The sequence below is a fragment of the Luteibacter sp. SG786 genome (assembly GCF_011759605.1).
Taxonomy (GTDB): Bacteria; Pseudomonadota; Gammaproteobacteria; order Xanthomonadales; family Rhodanobacteraceae; genus Luteibacter.
The window spans coordinates 2,217,770-2,235,121 of record NZ_JAAOYX010000001.1 but is presented as its reverse complement, the minus strand read 5'-3'; the positions used below and the strand labels follow the sequence as shown (position 1 = coordinate 2,235,121).

The following is a 17,352-nucleotide window of genomic DNA, read 5'->3' as shown; positions in this document are numbered from 1 at the left end:
CGCGGCGAGCCTGCCCGCTGCCGCGGGATCGCCGGCGAAGCCGGCTCCCACACAACAGAGCCGGCTGCTACTCCCAAGAGAGCCGGCTGCTACGCCGGCTCTTACCAGGCACGGTGAACCCGGTCAGGCCGGAACGGCGCTCTTGTTCGCGAACTCCCGCACGATCGGTGCGAGCTTCGGATCTTCCAGCGCCATGGCCATCGTGGCGCGCACCAGGCCGGCCTTGTTGCCGCAGTCGAAACGCGTGCCTTCGAAGCGATAGGCCAGCACCCTGCCCTTGTCCTTCAGCAGGTTCTCGATGGCGTCGGTGAGCTGGATCTCGCCGCCGGCGCCTTCCTTCGTGTTCTTCAGGTAGTCGAAGATCTCGCTGGGAAGGACATAGCGGCCGACGACCGCGAGGTTCGACGGAGCATCGGCGGGCTTGGGTTTCTCGACCATGTGCGTAATGACATGGGTGCGATCGTTCAGCCGTTCCTTCGCGTCGACGATGCCGTATTTGTCGGTGTCCTTCTCGGGCACCTCCTCCACGGCGATGACGCCGGCCTGGTTGGCGTCCGCCACCTCGGCCATCTGGCGCAACGCGCCCTTGCCTTTGTTCCAGATGAGGTCGTCGGGCAACATGACACCGAAGCGCTCGTTGCCCACCACCGGTGCCGCGCGCAGCACGGCGTCGCCGAGGCCCAGGGCTTCGGGCTGCGTGACGAACACGCACCGCACGTGGCGCGGAAGGATGCCGCGGAGGATGGCGAGCAGTTCGTCCTTGTTCTTTTCGGCGAGCTTTTCTTCGAGCTCGTACGCCTTGTCGAAATAGTCGGCGATCGCGTGCTTGTAGCGATTGGTGACGAACACCAGCGTGTCGGCACCCGCATCCACGGCCTCGTCCACCGCATACTGGATCAGCGGACGGTCCAGCACCGGCAGCATTTCCTTCGCCACCACCTTCGTCGCGGGAAGGAATCGCGTACCGAGGCCGGCTACGGGAAATACGACCTTGCGCAGGGGTTGGGTCATGCAATGTCTCCACTTTCGTTACGGCGTAGCGGCAGCACGTTGTCGGTCTGCGGCTCGCTCCAACGGAAGGACGGCAGCAGTTGCGACACGCACCGACGCAGGGTTTCTTCGTCGAAGGCGGACACGGCCTCCTCGGCGCGTGCCAGCTGCGTCTGCAGAAGTTCCCAGGACACCTGGCGATGCTGTGCCTGGAAGATCTTCGCGTGGGTCGTGCTCGTGTAGTTCTCCAGCGGATGGAACAGTTCCTCGAACAACTTCTCGCCGGAGCGCAGCCCCGTGTACACGATCTGGATGTCCGAGCCCGGCCGCTTGCCCGCCAGGCGGATCATCTGCTCGGCGAGGTCGCGGATCTTCACCGGATCGCCCATGTCGAGCGCGAAGATCTCGCCGCCCTTGCCGAGGCTGGCCGCCTGGAGAATCAGTTGGCAGGCCTCGGGAATGGTCATGAAATAGCGCGAGATCTCCGGATGGGTGATGGTCACCGGGCCACCCTGCCGGATCTGCCGGCGGAACAGCGGGACCACCGAACCGGCGGAGTCCAGCACGTTACCGAATCGCACCGTAATGAAACGTGTCGAAGTATGCGCCGCGAGGTTCTGGCACCAGATTTCCGCCATGCGCTTGCACGCCCCCATCACCGAGGTGGGGTTCACCGCCTTGTCGGTGGAGATGAGGACGAACGACTCCGCACCGCAACGCACCGCGGCGTCGGCCACGACGCGGGTCCCGATGACGTTGTTGCGGAAGGCCTCGCGCAGCTGGCCCTGGAGCATGGGCACATGCTTGTATGCCGCGGCGTGGAAGACGATCTGCGGCTGGGTTTCCTCGAACAGCCGGTTGACCGCCATCGCATCGCGGGCGTCGGTAAGCACGCCGTTGAAGATGAGCTCGGGATAGGCGGAGGTCAGTTCCTGACCGATGCGATAGAGGTTGTACTCGGAAATCTCCACCACGGTGAGCGAACTGGCGCCGAGGCGTGCCACCTGACGGCAGAGTTCCGAACCGATCGAGCCGCCGCCACCGGTGACGAGCACCCGGCGGCCGCTGATGTTCTCGCGGATGGCCGTCCAGTCCAGCTCCACCGCGTCGCGGCCAAGCAGATCCTCGATGGCCACTTCCTTGATCTCGTTGAACTGCGCGCGCCCCGCGACGACGTCCTCCAGGCGGGGCACGGTGCGAAACGGCAGGCCTGTGCTTTCGCAGAAGGCCACGATCCGGCGCATCTGTGCGGTGGTCGCGCCCGGCACGGCGATCAGCAGCATCTGCACCGCCACGGCCTTGGACAGCTCGGCGAGCTGGTCCACGGTGCCGAGCACCGGGATGCCGCCGATCTGCGCACCGCGCAGGGCCAGGTTGTCGTCGACGAAACCTATGACACTGTAACGACTGTCGCGGCGCAGGTCGCGTGACAGCGCCTCGCCGGCGCGATCGGCACCGACGATGAGCACCCGCTTGGTGGGCACCGACTGGAACAGGTCGATGCGGCTGTCTTTCCAGAAGCGGTAGCTGAGGCGCGGAAGGCCCAGCAGCACCACGAGCACCACCGGATAGACCAGCAGCACCGAGCGCGGCACGCCGTCGAGGCGCGCGTACATGACCATGGCCAGGCCGATGATCAGCGCGCCGATCACCGTGGCGCGGATGATGTTCCATAGGTCCGGAAGGCTGGCGAAGCGCCACACCCCCTTGTACAGGCCGGTCCAGTTGAAGACCGCACCCTGGACCAGCAGCACGATGGGGAATTCCATCGGCAGGTAGGTGACCGGCGCGAGGTCCGGCATCAGTGCGTAGCGCAACGCCTTGGCTATCCACCACGCGAGCGCAGACATCGCCAGGTCGTGGGCGACGACCGCCGTGCGCGGATGAATGATGCCGATGAACTTACGCAGAAACATGTCGCTCCCTTCGACGCAAGCCGTAACGCTTGCCAGTACGCCAAACCGCTGCCCCCACCACGTACACCGCCGCGAAACAGGCCGGCGCCACCGCTGGTGAGCGGAACGCGATCCATGCGACGGGAACACAGACGAGAACGTTCCAGGCGAGGTAGCCCGCGGCTACCCTCCGATGTGACGCTCCCCGTCTCACGAGCCACTGATAAAGGTGTTCGCGGTGCGGAGTGTACCAGCGCGCACCGCGCAGCATTCGCACGAGCAGCGTCAAGGTCGCGTCGATGACGAAAGCCGAGGAAAAAACAAGCGCCGGCCAGAGCAAGTTCGTGCGAAATGCCCACAACATCGCCGAGAGCGCGAAAACCAGCAGACCCAGCGTTCCGCTGCCTACGTCACCCATGAATATCCGCGCGGGCGAGCGGTTGAACCACCAGAAACCGAGGGCGGCCGCGGCCATGGCAAGCCCTGCGTAAGCGATCGCCGGGTTCCCGGCAGCCCAGGCAAGCGCCCCGACGGCTGCGCCAAAGAACAGGGCCTGTTGGGCGGCCAGACCGTCGATGCCGTCCATGAAATTGTGGAGGTTGATGGACCAGACCCCGGCCAACAGGAGCGGCACGGCCCACCACAGGCTCGAGGTACCCGAAGCGACGGCCACGCACAGCACCAACGTTGCCGCCAACTGAATGAGCAAGCGGGGCCGGATGGGTAGCGAGCCGTGGTCGTCCAGCCAACCGATGGCCGCCACGGCGATGGTCGCGACCGTAAAGGCGCCCACCGTGGCCGCACCCGGCGATTCGGGTAGCAGCAACAGGCACGCCGGCATGCCGACAAGGGCGCCGAGCACGATGCCGATGCCGCCACCGCGCGGCGTGGGCATCGTGTGCGAACGCCGGCGGCCGGGCGTGTCGAGCATGCCGCGCCGGTGGGCATAGGCGATGGCCATGCGCACGCTCGCGAAGGAAACGACGAACGCCGCCACGATACAGCCGATCGGCAGCGACGCGGCGTTTGCATGGAGAGGCGTCATTCGTTCGCGACGCCATGAATGGGGCGTACCGTGCCCCAGCTCTTGCAGCTCGGGCACTGCCAGTGGTGCGCCTTCGCGCCGAAGCCGCAACGGCTGCAGCGATACATGGCCTGGCCTTCGAGGAGCTTGCGGGTGAGGTCGCGGAGAATGAGGTAGTTCTCGCGAGCCTCGCCGGACACCTTGTCCATCGTGGCGTCGATCAACGCCATGAGGCCACGCACGGAGGGACGCTTGCGCAACTGCCCGGTGAGGAAGTCGATGGCCGTACGCTCGCCGTCCCTGCCCTCATATAGCCGGGTGAGCGCGAGCACCGGCGAGATGCCGTGGTATCGCTCCATGATTTCCCGCAGGAACGCTTCCGCGCGGTCCATCTGGCCCGAGCGCGCATAGCAGTTGAGCAGTGGGGGGAGGATCTCGGGGACGAAGGCGATATCCGCGGCGATGGCGGCTTCGTACGACGCGATCGCCTGCTCCAGTTCGCCGTCTTCCGACGAGAGCCGGCCGGCGATCATGTGCGCGCGCACGCAGTTCTCCTGGCAGGCGAACGCGTCACGAACATAGTCGCGTGCCTCGGTGCGCGCACCGTGCTGGCGCGACTGCTCGGCAAGCTCGCAATAGAACTGGGCGATCATGGCCGATTCGTCTTCGCCGGTCATCGCTTCCAGCCGGCGCGCGTGGTCGATCGCCTTGTGCCACTCGCGTTCGTGCTGATAGATGGCGATGAGGTGCCGCAGCGCCGAAGGCGCCAGGGCGTCCATGGCTACGAGGTCGGAGAACAGGGTTTCCGCGCGGTCCAGCAGGCCAGCGCGCATGTAGTCCTCACCGAGTTCCAGCAAGGCCACCGTTTTCATCTCGTCGGAAAGGCCCTGACGCGAAACCAGGTGCTGGTGCAGACGGATGGCCCGGTCCACTTCCCCGCGCTTGCGGAAGAGGTTGCCCAGGGCGAGATGGGTCTCGACGGTGTCGCGGTTGTATTCGGCCAGGCGAAGGAACACCTCCAGCGCCTTGTCCTGCTCCTCGTTGAGGAGGTAGTTGAGGCCCCGGAAGTAATCGGAAGACAACTCGTTGACACGCTCCCCCGAGCGCTTCACATGGCTTCGTCGGGCGAGCCACCAGCCACAGGCGAAAGCGAGGGGAGGAACGAGCGCCAGCAACCAGATCGGGTTCATGCGGTGGTCGTGCTCTCCACCTTGCGCTCGCGCCGGCGGCGCCGGCGATGGCCCAGTGAGGTTCCAAGCCAGGCGGTGATGCCGCCCAGGATCCAACCCAGCAGTACCGCCGAGAGCATGGCCCCGCCCTTGGGGAGGGACAGCTGCGCGAAGCCGAGATCGAACGACGCGAGGTCGGCGTTCAGTGCGCCGAAAACGACGCCGGCGGCAATGAACAGCAGTAGGAAAATGATGGCAATCAGACGCATCCGGCGACTGTACCCGAATCCTGAATGACGTGGTGGTTCGCGGTTCGCATTTCATACAGCTTCGCCGGCACGTTCAGGGCGTAGGTGCCGAAAAAAACCGCGGGGGTTGCCAAAAAAAACGCCGCGCTACTGCGCGGCGTCGGTTCCTTCGATGAGGTTTACGCGTTCGCGTAATTCCTTACCGGGTTTGAAATGTGGGACGTGCTTGCCCGGGAGGGCCACTGCCTCGCCGGTCTTGGGGTTGCGGCCCATGCGCGGCGGACGGAAGTGCAGCGCGAAACTGCCGAATCCGCGGATCTCGATTCGCTCGCCCGTCGACAGGGCTTGGCTCATCTGTTCCAGCACACTCTTGACGGCAAGTTCCACGTCGCTGAAGGCAAGATGGGTCTGGCGCCGCGCCAGCGCCTCGATCAATTCCGACTTTGTCATGGGTCCCCTGGTGGTTCTCGAAGCTGACGCTATGGATCTATCCAACACAGCGAGGGGCGGGTTGGCCGCCCCTCGCCCGACGGTTAGTCGGCCTTGTTCATCTGCTCCTTGAGGAGCGCGCCGAGCTTGGTGGTACCACCGGCGGCGGACTGGTAGTCGGCCATGGTGTCGGCCAGATCTTCCTCGTCCTTCGCGCGGATCGACAGCTGGAGCTGACGGCCCTTGCGATCCATGCCGGTGAACTTCGCCTCGACGGAATCACCCACCTTGAGGTACTGGGTGGCGTCGTCGACGCGTTCCTTGGCGATGTCGTTGGCACGGATGTAGCCTTCGACGCCTTCGCCGAGGTCGATGGTCGCACCCTTGGCGTCGACTTCGCGAACCGTGCCGGTCAGGACCGTGCCGCGCGGATTCGTGGCCATGAACTGGCCGAACGGATCCTGCTCCATCTGCTTGATGCCGAGGGAGATGCGCTCGCGTTCCGGATCGACGGCAAGAACCACGGCCTCGACTTCGTCGCCCTTCTTGAAGTTGCGGACGAGGTCTTCACCCGAGGCCTGCCACGAGATGTCGGACAGGTGGACGAGACCGTCGATGCCGCCTTCCAGGCCGATGAAGATGCCGAAGTCGGTGATCGACTTGATCTGGCCCGACACCTTGTCGCCCTTCTTGTGCATGGCGGCGAAGGCTTCCCACGGGTTCGAGCGGGTCTGCTTGATACCGAGGGAGATACGACGACGCTCTTCGTCCACGTCGAGAACCATGACCTCGGTCTCGTCGCCGACCTGCACGACCTTGGCCGGGTTGACGTTCTTGTTGGTCCAGTCCATTTCGGAGACGTGCACCAGGCCTTCGACGCCCGGCTCGATCTCGACGAAGCAGCCGTAATCGGTGACGTTGGAGACCTTGCCGAACAGACGGCTGCCGACCGGGTAGCGGCGGGCGATGGCGACCCACGGGTCGTCGCCGAGCTGCTTGAGGCCGAGCGACACGCGGTTGCGCTCGCGGTCGTACTTGAGCACGCGGACGTCCAGTTCGTCGCCGACGTTGACGACTTCGGACGGATGACGCACGCGCTTCCACGCCATGTCGGTGATGTGCAGCAGGCCGTCGATGCCGCCGAGGTCGACGAACGCGCCGTAATCGGTGAGGTTTTTCACCACACCCTTCACGACCGCGCCTTCGGTCAGGCGTTCGAGCAGCTTCTCGCGCTCTTCCGAGAACTCCGTCTCGACGACCGCGCGGCGGCTGACGACGACGTTGTTGCGCTTGCGGTCGAGCTTGATGATCTTGAACTCGAGGTCCTTGCCCTCGAGGTAGACCGGATCGCGGACCGGACGCACGTCGACCAGGGAGCCCGGCAGGAACGCGCGGACGTCCTTGATGTCGACCGTGAAGCCGCCCTTGACCTTGCCGGAGATCTTGCCGGTGATGGTCTCTTCCTTGTCGAACGCCTGCTCGAGGTCGTCCCACACCATCGAACGCTTGGCCTTCTCACGGGAGAGCTTGGTCTCGCCGAAGCCGTCTTCGAGCGCGTCGAGCGCGACCTTGACCTCGTCGCCCACTTCCACTTCCAGCGCGCCGGACTCGTCCTTGAACTGCTCGATGGGGACGATGCCTTCGCTCTTCAGGCCGGCGTTGATCACCACCACGTCGTTGCGGATTTCCACAACGATACCGGTGACGATGGAGCCGGGCTTCAGCTTGGAAATGGCCTGCTGGCTCTGTTCAAACAGTTCGGCAAAACTTTCAGTCATGTTGATTCCAGGGTTATGAAAGGTCGTACCCGGGCCTGCGTACCTTCGTGATCGCAGACGAACGGGGGACCCGCCGGTAGAGGGTGCGCGGAGTTACCCGGATGGGATCCCCTGCACCGTTGCCAAGAGCCCGCGCACACCGCGCGGACACCGATGCCGCGACGCGCCTTACGGACGCACCACGGCGAAAACTTTCGCCACCACCTCGTCGATGGGCATGCCGGTGGTATCGATGACCACGGCGCCTTCGGCGGGCTTCAACGGGGCGACCGGCCGCGACGCGTCCCGCTCGTCGCGCGCCTCGATCTCTCGCTGAAGGGTCGCAAGTGTAACGCTTAGACCCTTATCCTTCAACTGCTTATAGCGCCTTTTCGCACGCTCGGCGGCGCTGGCCGTAAGGAAGAACTTATGGGCGGCATCCGGGAATATCACGGTCCCCATGTCGCGCCCGTCGGCGACCAGCCCCGGCGCCTTGCGGAACGCGTGCTGGAGGTCCACCAGGGCCTCCCGGACCGACGGAATCACGGCGATGGCCGAGGCGGCCGCGCCGGCCGTTTCCGTGCGCAGTTCGTCCGTGGCGTCGTGCCCGTTGACCAGCACCCGGGTTTCCCCGCCGTCCGCGCTGGGCTGGAAGCGGATCTTCACCGTACGGGCGCAGCGGGTCACCGCCTCGGCGTCGGACAGGTCGATGCCCTCCTCGCCCGCCGCGTAACCCACGGCACGGTACAGGGCCCCGGAGTCGAGCAGGCGCCAGCCCAGGCGCTCCGCCACCAGGCGGCTGATGGTTCCCTTGCCGGAGCCGGAGGGGCCGTCGATGGTCAGGACGGGGACGGCTGCCGGATGGGCCATGGGATCAACCTCGTTCGCGAAACCCGCATGATATCGCGTCGAGGGCCCCCGCCGGCCGATGGACAGCCCCGGGACGCCGTGCTACAAGCCCCCGAACTTCCACGCGCCACGGTTGAAGCGCCCCATGCCAGACGACCTCCGGAGCCAGTTCGAGCAGGCTTACGTGGACCTGAAGCGGCTGGGGCGCCGACCGGACAATGACACCCTTCTGCGCATCTATGCCCTCTACAAGCAGGGCTCCGAAGGCGACGTCCACGGAGCCAGGCCGGGCTTCTTCGATTTCGTGGGCACCGCCAAATACGAGGCCTGGGCGGCCCTGAAGGGAACGTCGCCGGAGGCGGCCATGCACGATTACATCGCGCTGGTGCGGTCGCTCCGAGACTGAGATCGCCGCTGAAGCGGCTCCCACGCCTATACCTTGCCGGTGACCCAGGCGGCTACGGGGAGCTCGCCCATCAGGTCCGCCATGCCGATGTCGCCTCTCTGCGAGCCGCCGGTGCCGAGGACGTCGCGCCAGTTCCCCTCCGGCAAGGCGAGTACCGTGCCGGCCCAGCGGGACGCCGGGATGGCTGGGGTATCGGCTCCCCCCAGCCAGTCGGCCGTGTGCCGCGCCACGGCCACGACGAGCTTCTGGCCGCGGTGCTCCCGGACAAACGCCAGGACGTGGTCAGCCGCCGGGCCGGTGGCCGCCAGCGGCCGGTACGTGCCGCGGGCGAACAGGTCCGGGTGGTCCCGGCGCAACCGAAGCAGCCGCGCGATGACCGCCTGCTTGATCGCGCCGTCGCGCCAGGTCGCCAGCGCCTCCGCCGGACTCCCGTCCCGCGCCAGCGACGCCGCGCGGGCGGAGAAATCGACAGGGCGCCGGTTGTCCGGGTCGACCAGGCTGAAATCCCAGTAGTCCGTTCCCTGGTAGAGATCGGGAACGCCGGGGGTGGTGAGGCGCAGCACCGTCTGGGCCAGCCCGTTCGCGGCGCCGGGCGCCGCGATGTAGCTGGCGAAGGCAGCAAGTTCCTCGGCGCAATCGCTGGACAGCAGGCTGCGGAGGAAGTCCTCGCACGCGTCTTCGTAAGGCTCGTTCGGCGACGTCCAGCGGGTCCAGCGCTTGGCCTCGCGCAGCGCCTTGCGCTGCCACGCCGCGATTCGCGTCGCGAACCGCTCCATCCCTTCGTCGTCGCCCGGCGTCAGCCCCAGCGGCCATGCGCCCACGAGCATCTGGTAGAGCATGAGTTCGTCTGCGGCGGATGGCGCCATCCGGCCGTCCTCGGTGCGCTTCCGGAAATCGGCATGGCGCATGCGCCAGCGTTCCACGGTCACCACCCAACGGCCCGCCACTTCCGACAGCACCGCGAGGCGCGCCCTCAAGTCTTCCCCGCGCTTGTGGTCGTGCGTGGCGGTGGCCAGGAGGTTATGCGGCAGGACGTCGGCACGCTCCGCGCAGCGGCGATGGAATTCCTCGACGGTGAGCGCCAGGTGCGCGGCGTCCACACCCACCTCGTTGCGCGAAAGCAGGCGCCCGTAGCGATATCCGGCCGTGTCCTCCACGGCCTTTGCCGCCACCGGAGAGGTAGCCTGCTGGAAGACGGCGATCGCGCGCTCGCGGGCCCGCCGAACGGGGCCTGGCGGCAGGCTGCGCGGCGCTTCACCGCCAAGCCACCGTGCGACAAGGTGCAGGAGTTCCACGTCTTGCAGGCGAATCGTGCGCAACGCGCCCTCCACCGCTCGTGCAAACACGGATTCGTCGAACGCATCGCGCCCCGCGCCACCGGCATAGGTGCGGTAGACGGGAAAATGCACCAGCAATTCCACCAGCACACGGCGGATGGCGGCGAGGGAAACGTCGCGCGTGGCCACGTCGGCACGCGCGGCCGCGAACAGCGCACGCGCGGTCCGGTCCAGTTCCGCCTCGAAACTGTCCACGAGGATCTGCCGCCGGGCGCGCACCGCCTGCGTGGCAAAGTCCGCGCTGTCCCCCGTGAGTTTTCGCCACAGTTCGGTAAGCGGCGCCTCGCCCGCTTCGTCGTGCAGCACGGCCGACACCTGGTCCATGAATTCGTAGCCCGTGGTGCCGTCGGTGCGCCAGTCGAGCCGCAGCGACTCGTCGTTCGCGAGGATCTTCTCCACGACGAGATACGCGCCATCGCGCGGTGCTTCCGGCGGGCGCTGCGGACGCAGGCGTTCAAGCCGATGCCGCAACTGGCGGCAATAGCGCCGCGGATCGGCCAGGCCGTCCACGTGATCGCAGCGCACGCCGTCGATCAGGCCTTCCGCGTAAAGGCGAAAGATGGTCTTGTGCGTATCCTCGAACACGGCGGTGCGTTCGATCCGCAATCCGGCGAGTTCGTTGATGTCGAAGAAGCGCCGGTAGTTGACCATGTCGCTGGCCAGCTTCCAGAACGCCAGACGGTAGTGCTGGCGCTCGATCAGTGCATGCAGCGCCGCCCTGCCCTCGTCGGTGGCGGGATCGTGCGCGGCTTCGGTGTCGCTCGCCAACGTTTTCGTCGATGCTGGCGACAAAGGCAGGTGATCGTCGTAGACCCGCAGCATCCATTGGTCGCGACGCAGCGCAAGGCGGATGTGCCCTTCGCGCAGCGTGGTGTCGTAACCAGCGCCAAGGATGGGAAGCAGCAGCCGGCCCCGCAGCAGTGGATCGGATGCCTGCCAGTCGATGTCGAAGTAGCCGGCATAGCGGCTTTCGCGCCCATGGCGCAACACGTCCATCCACCAGGCGTTTTCCACGCCGACGCCCATGTGGTTCGGCACGATGTCCAGCACCAGGCCCATTCCGTGCGCGCGGAGTGCCGCCACCAGCCGGCGCAGTGCGTCTTCGCCACCCAGTTCCGGATTGACCTCATGGCAGTCCACCACGTCGTACCCGTGCGTGGACCCCCTGCGTGCGCGAAGGATGGGCGACGCATAAAGATGACTCACGCCGAGGTTCGCGTAGTAATCCACCACGCCCACCGCGTCGTCGAGTGTGAAACCCGCATGGAACTGCAGGCGTGCAAGTGCGCGCGGCGGACTCATGAGCGATTCCGTGTCTGGTCGATCGTGGCGCAGACGGCATGGGCGATCGGCCCGTCGAACAGCCGCGACGACGTATCCGGCATGCGCCGGCGCCAGTTCGGATGCACGGCGTCGGTCGGTCCGGGAAGATTGGGCTGCTCGTGAAGACCGAGCACATCCTCGACGGGGAAGATCGCCAGTGGCGCCGGGGTCAGCGATACATGGTGGGCCGCGGCCCACACCACCGGCGAGATGTCGTCGGACGCGGGCGGGGAATCTTCGTTCCAGGCGGAACCCGAAGCGAAAAGCGCATGCCACAGCTGCACGCGCTCGCGTTCCCGCTGCGCGGCCTCGTCCACCGCCGGGTCGTCCAATCCGGTGCGCTTGCGCCATTCGACGTCGCGTCCGCTCCACCAGCCTGCCACGGTCGGCACGTCATGCGTGCTCGTTGTCGCCATCGCCTTGTCCGACCACGCATCCGGCGCGATGAAGCCGCCGTCCGCCGCGCGTTCGAACCACAGCACGCGAATGCCGAGCACGCCCTTGTCGGCGATCGTGTCGCGAAAGTCGGACGGCACGGTGCCGAGATCTTCGCCGATGACGATGGCGCGATGCAGGTGCGATTCCAACGCGATGAGACGCAGCAGATCGGCCAGCGGGTAACGCACATAGGCCCCCTCGGTCGCACCCGCCCCGTGCGGCACCATCCACAGGCGTTTCAAGCCAAGCACGTGGTCGATGCGCACGCCGCCGGCGTGCGCAAGCGCCGCGCGCAGCATGCCGATGAAGCCGCGGAAACCGCTTTCCAGAAGGCCGCGCGGCGAGAACGTGGTGAGGCCCCAGTCTTGCCCCAGACGATTCAACGCATCCGGAGGCGCGCCTACCGATAGTCCGGTCAGCATGTCGGCCTGGTGCGCCCAGGCATGGCTGCCGCCCGAGTCGCCACCGACGGCAAGGTCGGCGATCAGGCCGATCGCCATGCCGGCATCGCGCGCCGCCTTCTGCGCCCCTTCCAGGCCCTGCCTGGCGAGCCACTGCAGCCACGCATGGAAGGCCACCTCACGCGAGTGCTCGTGCGCGAAGGCTTTCACGGCCTTGCCTTCCGGATCGTGGAACTCGCCCGGCCAACCCTGCCAGCCACCGGGACGACCGTGTGCGGTGAAGTCGGCATGCAGCGCCTCGAAACGGGCGTGCCGTTCCAGCGGCTCGCCCTGCTCGCGGCGAAAAGCCATGAACCGCTCCGAGTGCGCAAGGTCGGCGGAGGCGCCTTCGAAGATCGAGCGCAGGATGGTCATGCGCGCACGCGCGGCGCGGGGCCAGTCGATGAGCTCTAGCCATTCCAGCTCGGCCAGTTCCTGGCGCAGGTTGTGCGAATCGATCACGGCCCGCACGGTCTGCTCGCCGCTGGTCCGCGAAGGATCGATATACAGGCCGTTGAGGAACAGGCGGCTCGAGGGCGCATAGGGGCTGTAGCGCTCGGGCGCGGCGGCGAACAACGCATGCAGCGGACTGATCGCGAGCGCATCGGCGCCCTTCTCGGCCGCCGCCTTCGCGCAGATTTCCAGGGCCGTGAAATCGCCGATGCCACCGTCGCCGGGCCGCCGCAGGCCCGACACCTGCACGGCCATGCCCCAGGGGCGGCGGGAGGCGGCCTTGACGTCGCCTACGCCGAAGCCGCGGCGTGGCGCCACCGCCAGCGTGGTTTCTTCGTCGCCCAGCCGCAGCGTGTAGTAGCCGGGAATCGAAGGCGCGTCGATGCCGCCGTCGCCCGCGGCCAGAGTGCCTTCGCTCACCGGGGTATCGTCGTCGGCAACGATTTTCCAGGGCCGCGCGCCGATGCCCGGCGCCACCTCGAGTCGACTACCCACGTCGGCGGTAACCATGCGGGGGAGCCGCGCCCCGCGCGCCTCTTCGTCCAGCCTCCGCAGGCTGTCCTCGACCTCGTCAGCGTGATCGGCCGGCAGGCCCAGCGCGCGAAGCACTGCGCGCAAGGTGTCCGCCGGCGTCGTCTGCGGCCGATCGAGCGCGTCACGCCAGTGCACATCGATGCCGGCACGTTCGGCCAGCAGTGCGAGGCGATCGTCGAGGGGTGCGTTCACAGCGTCAGGACTCCAGGCAGGCAAGGGTACGGCGTGCCGGAAGCAGGCCGCGCGAAACGGAAGCGACATCGGCGGCGTCGCCGTGAAGCCATGCCGCCGATGGCGACGGCGGTCGGTCGACGACGACATCGTCGTCGCCGACATTCACGAACAGCGTGAGCGACGCGCCGCCCAGTGCCCACGAAGCGACGAATGCCTTCGCGCCCAACGCACGCGCACCGAGGCTTCGTGCGTCCTCGATGTATGGCACCACATGCTTGCGCCGCAGCGCGATCAGCTCGCGCACCAACCCGCGGCGCTTCTCGCCCAGGGCAATGTCGCGATCCGGAATGGAGGCGGTGAACGTGTCGTACTCGTTGGGATCGGGAATCGTCTCCCCGGCGAAACCCGCGAAGGCCTCGAACTCCTTGCGCCTGCCGTCACGCACGGCCTTGCGCAGGCCTTCGTCGGGAAAATCGGTGAAGAAGAGGAACGGCGTGCGGCTTGCCCATTCCTCGCCCATGAACAGCATGGGCACGAACGGCGCGAGCAACAGCAGGGCCAGCGCGGCTTCCATCGTCTCCGGCGGCACCAGCGTGCTCAAGCGGTCGCCGAATGCCCGGTTCCCCACCTGATCGTGGTTCTGCAGGAAATTGACGAAACGTGCCGGTGGAAGGTGGGCGCTCGGCTCCCCGCGGCGGCGCCCGCACATGACGTCGCCCTGGAACGCGAAGCCCTCGGTGAGGCTGCGCAAGAGCTTCTCCATCGGGGGCCTGTAATGCGCGTAGTAGCCTTCGTCTTCTCCAGTGAGCAGAACGTGCAGCGCGTTGTGGAAGTCGTCGTTCCATTGCGCATCGAAACGCATGCTCCCCAGCAGATGCGCCTGGTTGGCCTCGTTTTCGAGCACGAGGTGCACCTGCCGCTCGGGCCCGACGGTGGCACGAACCCGCCCCGCCAGGGCCGCCAGCCAGCCAGGATTGCCGATCGCGTGCACGGCATCGAAGCGCAGGCCGTCGAAGCGGAACTCGTCCAGCCAGTACAGGGCGTTGTGCACGAAGTAGTCGCCCACCTGCGGCGTGGCGACACCGATGGCGGCGCCCCATGGCGTATGCGCCGCCTCGTCGAAGAAAGGCGACGCGTAGGCGCCCAGGTAATTTCCGTCCGGCCCGAAGTGGTTGTAGACCACGTCGAGGAAAACCATCATGCCCAGCCCGTGCGCGGTGTCCACCAGCGACTTGAGGTCGTCGGGCGAGCCGTAGGCGGCGGCAGGCGCATACGGGAGCACTCCGTCATAGCCCCAGTTGCGTTCGCCGGGGAATTCCGCGATCGGCATGAGTTCGACCGCCGTGATGCCCAGCGAGGCCAGGTGCGGTAGAACCATCTCCACGCCGTGAAAGCCACCCAGCGCGCCCGCGTGCAGTTCGTAGATCACGGCCTCGTGCCACGGACGTCCCTTCCAGTCCCGATGGCGCCATGTGTAGCCCAGCGGATCGGTGACCACACTGTAGCCGTGCACGTCGCCACCATCCTGTCGACGGGAGGCCGGGTCGGGAACCACCAGGTCCTCGTCGAGTCGGAACCGGTAACCGGTGCCTACCTCGGCCGGGCATACGCATTCGAACCACCCGTCGTCGAGCGCCCGCATGGGCGCCACGTGGCCGTCGTCGCATTCGATGGACACGGCTTCGCGGTCGGGGGCCCACAGGCGGAAACGCGTGCGCCCGTCCCCCAGCACCTTGAACCCATAGGGCATCGCGTGGATATACCCGTCACTCATGCGGTTCGGTCCTCACCGTTGCCGCAAGGAGTACCACGCTGCGGCCTTCCACTTCGATCGTCGGTTCGCTCCATGCCACTTCCGGGGCGGCGGGCGCCGCACTGTTGCAGCGAAGGCGCCAGTTGGCCCCCGGCTGCGGCAGATGGAACACATGCGTTTCCGCGGTGCCGTTGATCATCAGGAGCGTCACGTCGGCGCGCTTCTCGCCCTGGACCTGGGCACGCCGCAGCGTCAGGAGGCGGCCCTCCGTGAAGTCCCAGGTTTCCTGCGTCATCTCCGCACCGCTCTCGTCGAACCACATCACCTCGCGCATCCCGGGCACCACCTCGGTGTCGCCACGGAGGAAGTGCGCGGCGCGCAGCGTCGGATGCTGCTCCCGAAGCTGCGCCAGGTGCGCCACGAAGTCGGTGAGTTCCCTGCCGCGGTCCGACGTGGCCAACTTCCAGTCGTACCAGGAAATCTCGTTGTCCTGGCAGTAGGCGTTGTTGTTGCCCTGCTGGGTGCGCCCGAACTCATCGCCACCCAACAGCATCGGTGTGCCGTGCGAAAAGAAGAGCGTGGCCAGCATCGCGCGCTTCGCCCGGTCGCGCGCTGTGCGGATGCTTTCGTCTTCCGTGGGACCCTCGGCACCGTGGTTGTAGCTTTCGTTGTCGTTGCCGCCGTCGCGGTTGTCTTCGCCGTTGGCCTCGTTGTGCTTGTCGTTGTAGCTGACGAGGTCTTCGAGCGTGAACCCGTCATGCGCTGTGACGAAGTTCACCGAGGCCCACGGCCTGCGGCGATGGTGGTCGAACAGTTCGCCGGATGCCTGGAGGCGGCCGGCAAGCGTCCCGCGCATGCCCGCCTCACCCTTCCAGAACTTCCGTACGTCGTCACGGAACTTGCCGTTCCACTCGCCGAAGCCGGGGGGATGGTTGCCCAACTGATAACCCCCGGGCCCGATGTCCCACGGTTCCGAAATCAGCTTCACATTGGCGAGCACGGGGTCCTGGCGCATCGCGTCGAACAGGCCGCAATTCGGATCGAACCCGTGCTCCTCGCGGCCCAGGCTCACACCGAGGTCGAAGCGAAAACCGTCCACGTGGAAGGTCTGCACCCAGTAGCGCAACGAATCCATGACCAGTTGCAGCACGCGTGGATGCGCCGTGTTCACCGTGTTGCCCGTGCCGGTATCGTTGATGCAGTACCGGGGGTTGTCCGGCATCAGCCGGTAGTAGCTCTTGTTGTCCAGGCCGCGGAACGACATGGTGGTGCCGAGCTCGCTGCCTTCGCATGTGTGGTTGTACACCACGTCGAGGATCACCTCGATGCCTGCGGCGTGCAGGGCCTGCACGGCGGCACGGATCTCGTTCAACGCGCCCTCGGCGAGGTAGGCCGGCTCCGGCGCGAAGAACGCCAGCGTGTTGTAGCCCCAGTAATTGCGCAGCTTCATCTCGGTAAGCCGGCGGTCCTGTACGAAGGCGTGCACGGGCAGCAACTCGACCGCGGTCACGCCGAGCTTCACGAGATGATCGATGACGTACGGGTCCGCCAGGGCGATGAAGGTGCCGCGTTCGTGCTGGCGGATGCGCTTCAGAGTGCGCGTGAATCCCTTCACGTGCGTCTCGTAAATGACCGTCTCGCTCCACGGCGTGTGCGGCCGGTTACCGTGCGTCCAGTGCATGGGCTCGTCCACCACCACCGCCTTCGGCATGGCCGCCGCGCTGTCGCGGCGGTCGAACGAAAGGTCGGCGCGGGGCGACGAAACGCGATAACCATGCAGGGCATCGGACCAGCGAACCTGGCCGTGCAGGAGGCGTGCGTAGGGATCGAGCAGCAGCTTGTTCGGATTGAACCGGTGCCCTTCCTCCGGTGCGTACGGCCCGTGCGCACGGAATCCGTACAGCGCCCCGCCGCGCACCCGCGGCAGGTATCCGTGCCAGACCTCGTCGGTGCATTCGGGAAGGTCGTAGCGCGCGATCTCCCGCTTGCCGGACGGATCGAACAGGCAGAGCTCCATGCGCTCCGCATGGGCGGAGAACACGGCGAAGTTGGTGCCCATGCCGTCGCAGGTCGCGCCTAGCGGATGAGGCGAGCCCGGCTGCATGCGTTCGGGTAAGGCGGGCATGCGTACTC

13 protein-coding genes are annotated in these 17,352 nt (G+C 66.7%); 1 reads left to right on the top strand and 12 read right to left on the bottom strand.

All coding sequences use genetic code 11. The annotated features are described in order from the left end of the window. Positions 1 to 123: 123 nt before the first annotated feature. The 8 genes from galU to cmk all read right to left on the bottom strand — a co-directional run bounded on the left by galU (position 124) and on the right by cmk (position 8,382). Entirely contained in the window at positions 124 to 1,011 is an 888-nt protein-coding gene (gene galU, locus FHS47_RS10235; protein WP_167026531.1) for a UTP--glucose-1-phosphate uridylyltransferase GalU, read from the bottom strand. After that, complete coding sequence (locus tag FHS47_RS10230) at positions 1,008 to 2,906, bottom strand: nucleoside-diphosphate sugar epimerase/dehydratase (protein ID WP_167026528.1); 1,899 nt, start codon at positions 2,904 to 2,906, stop codon at positions 1,008 to 1,010. Before FHS47_RS10230 ends, galU begins: the two co-directional genes overlap by 4 nt. Then, a complete protein-coding gene (locus FHS47_RS10225; protein ID WP_167026525.1) occupies positions 2,893 to 3,930 on the bottom strand; it encodes a glycosyltransferase family 4 protein in 1,038 nt (345 codons plus the stop codon). The genes FHS47_RS10230 and FHS47_RS10225 overlap by 14 nt, the downstream gene beginning before the upstream one ends. Further along, positions 3,927 to 5,099 carry a lipopolysaccharide assembly protein LapB gene (gene lapB / locus FHS47_RS10220; RefSeq protein ID WP_167026521.1) on the bottom strand — a complete coding sequence of 391 codons (1,173 nt, stop codon included), beginning with the start codon at positions 5,097 to 5,099 and terminating at the stop codon, positions 3,927 to 3,929. The genes FHS47_RS10225 and lapB overlap by 4 nt, the downstream gene beginning before the upstream one ends. Further along, positions 5,096 to 5,347, bottom strand: coding sequence for a lipopolysaccharide assembly protein LapA domain-containing protein (locus FHS47_RS10215; RefSeq protein WP_167026518.1), 252 nt, complete (start codon positions 5,345 to 5,347; stop codon positions 5,096 to 5,098). Before FHS47_RS10215 ends, lapB begins: the two co-directional genes overlap by 4 nt. A 126-nt stretch (positions 5,348 to 5,473) precedes the next feature. Beyond that, a complete protein-coding gene (locus FHS47_RS10210) occupies positions 5,474 to 5,776 on the bottom strand; it encodes an integration host factor subunit beta (protein WP_167026515.1) in 303 nt (100 codons plus the stop codon). 83 nt (positions 5,777 to 5,859) lie between these two features. Continuing rightward, positions 5,860 to 7,533, bottom strand: a complete 1,674-nt coding sequence (gene rpsA / locus FHS47_RS10205) for a 30S ribosomal protein S1 (protein ID WP_167026512.1) — start codon at positions 7,531 to 7,533, stop codon at positions 5,860 to 5,862. A 168-nt stretch (positions 7,534 to 7,701) separates the two neighbouring features. Next, positions 7,702 to 8,382 carry a (d)CMP kinase gene (cmk, locus tag FHS47_RS10200; protein ID WP_167026509.1) on the bottom strand — a complete coding sequence of 227 codons (681 nt, stop codon included), beginning with the start codon at positions 8,380 to 8,382 and terminating at the stop codon, positions 7,702 to 7,704. Positions 8,383 to 8,506: 124 nt separating this feature from the next. On the opposite strand from cmk, the gene FHS47_RS10195 reads away from it, so the two are divergent. Further along, positions 8,507 to 8,767, top strand: a complete 261-nt coding sequence (locus tag FHS47_RS10195; protein ID WP_167026506.1) for an acyl-CoA-binding protein — start codon at positions 8,507 to 8,509, stop codon at positions 8,765 to 8,767. Positions 8,768 to 8,793: 26 nt separating this feature from the next. Here the strand turns inward: FHS47_RS10195 and treY are convergent, their stop codons facing one another. Genes treY through glgX form a run of 4 tightly spaced genes read right to left on the bottom strand, consistent with a single transcriptional unit; the run spans position 8,794 to position 17,344 of the window. Further along, on the bottom strand, positions 8,794 to 11,406 hold the full coding sequence (gene treY, locus FHS47_RS10190) for a malto-oligosyltrehalose synthase (protein WP_167026503.1): 2,613 nt from the start codon (positions 11,404 to 11,406) through the stop codon (positions 8,794 to 8,796). After that, on the bottom strand, positions 11,403 to 13,484 hold the full coding sequence (gene malQ / locus FHS47_RS10185; protein WP_208381902.1) for a 4-alpha-glucanotransferase: 2,082 nt from the start codon (positions 13,482 to 13,484) through the stop codon (positions 11,403 to 11,405). The genes treY and malQ overlap by 4 nt, the downstream gene beginning before the upstream one ends. 4 nt (positions 13,485 to 13,488) lie before the next feature. Next, the gene (gene treZ / locus FHS47_RS10180; RefSeq protein ID WP_167026497.1) at positions 13,489 to 15,240 is read right to left on the bottom strand and encodes a malto-oligosyltrehalose trehalohydrolase; all 1,752 of its coding nucleotides are present in this window, start codon (positions 15,238 to 15,240) and stop codon (positions 13,489 to 13,491) included. Continuing rightward, positions 15,233 to 17,344, bottom strand: coding sequence for a glycogen debranching protein GlgX (glgX, locus tag FHS47_RS10175; protein WP_167026494.1), 2,112 nt, complete (start codon positions 17,342 to 17,344; stop codon positions 15,233 to 15,235). The genes treZ and glgX overlap by 8 nt, the downstream gene beginning before the upstream one ends. Positions 17,345 to 17,352 lie beyond the last annotated feature (8 nt).